The 1,572-nt window shown below is 66.9% G+C and carries 2 protein-coding genes; both read right to left on the reverse strand.

The genetic code is table 11. The features are described from left to right. Positions 1-132: 132 nt before the first annotated feature. Positions 133-1,098: a hypothetical protein gene (locus tag WA702_RS22625; RefSeq protein ID WP_425112781.1), complete on the reverse strand. Its 966-nt coding sequence runs from the start codon at positions 1,096-1,098 to the stop codon at positions 133-135. Further along, a partial coding sequence (locus WA702_RS22630; protein WP_425112782.1) for an enolase C-terminal domain-like protein occupies positions 1,095-1,572 on the reverse strand: 478 nt, incomplete at its 5' end. The genes WA702_RS22630 and WA702_RS22625, both read right to left, overlap by 4 nt.

Genomic DNA, 1,572 nt, shown 5'->3' on the forward strand with positions numbered 1-1,572 from the left:
CTCGGCTCCGGCCCGATCGCCAGCCGCCGGCTGATCACCTCGCGCGTCTTCTCGTTCCAGGACGGCCCGGACCATTTGGCGAGAACGTTATAGTCGGGATAGCGATCAGGACTATCAGAAGGCCGCCGCGGATCATGCATCGGGATGCTCCCTCATCAGGCCGAGCCCGGCGAGGCCAGCAAGGGCAAGGCCCGCAAAGCTCGGCGGCGCCGGCAGCGGCGGCCCGTTCAGAATGTTCTGGCTCCAGTTGCGCCAGCCGCCCATGTTGCGCGAGACGCCATAGGCATGGAAGCCGACGCCGACGAAACCCATCAAGGCAAGCAGCCGCATCCACCAGCGCGTGAAGCGATGGATGCGCCCACGCCGGCCGGCCGCAGCCGACAGCAGCAGCGCGGCGCCGATCGGCGGCAGCGTGACCGGGACTGCCATGAACGGATTATGATAGGCGCCGCGGAAGTGCAGCAGACCCGCCTCACCGGCGGTGCCGAGCAGACCGGCGCCGGTTACGGCGGCGATGGTGCGCCCGGCGGGCAGCCGGAAAATTTTTGGCCGGCCGAGTCGATTGGTTTCCCGCACGCGCTCGGAGCAGAAGCCAAGCAGCCCGGACAGCAGAATGGCCATCGGCGCGCCGACCGGAGCGCCATAGAAGAAGTTCTGCCAGGAGAAGCCGCCGACCTTCTTGCCGATATTGTAGACGTGGAAGCCGGTACCGGCCAGCCCGGTCGCCGCCGCCAGCAGATAGGTCGCGTCGCGCGCCTTGTGCGCGAGCGCCCTCATATCGGCGGTGCCGTGCAGACTTGTCGCGAGCGTCAGCGCCGAAACCAGCAGCGGCGTGTACATCGCCTTGTTCTTGAACGAGCCACGATAGTGCTCGACGGCGGAATCGGCGAGCACCGAGACGGCAAGCGTCCCGGCCGCGGTGTTGAGCTTACGCGCGATGTTCACGGTCTGCTGCGTTCCGCGACCATCGTGTCGCGACGCGATCGCCCGCCGCGAACGTGGCTGCGGCATCCGCGCCGACATCACCGATGCGAGCGCGAACCCCGATACGGCGAGGCCCGCCAGCGCCAGCAGATCTCGTTGGTCCGGCTTGGTCATGACGCCCCCGCAACCGCATAGCGTGCGGCGTCTGCATGCTTGAACACCAGCCCATTTCCGGCACAGGTGAGATCCGGCACGATCTGTCCATCGCGCGGTCGTGGCGCGCCGTCGAACAACATGTGCTCGATGCGCACATGATCATGGAACCATTCCAGGTGACGCAGGCGCGGCGCGGCGCAGGCGACATGCAGATGCAGCGCAGGCGCACAGTGGCCGGAGAGATCGGTATGAAAGGCATCGCAGAGCGCGGCGGCCTGCAGAAATCCCGTATAGCCGCCGCAGCGGGTTGCATCGGCCTGCTGCACGTCGACCGCGCCGTGCTGCAGCATGGTGCGAACATAGTCCGTCGTGTAGGCATACTCGCCGGCCGCAACTTCCATCCCGACCGGCAGCTGTGCGCGGACCAGCGCCAAACCCTCTAGATCGTCTGATGACACCGGCTCCTCGAACCAGCCGACATCCTGCTCCGCA

Origin of the sequence: Bradyrhizobium sp., from assembly GCF_049798375.1 — a bacterium.
Classification (GTDB): domain Bacteria; phylum Pseudomonadota; class Alphaproteobacteria; order Rhizobiales; family Xanthobacteraceae; genus Bradyrhizobium.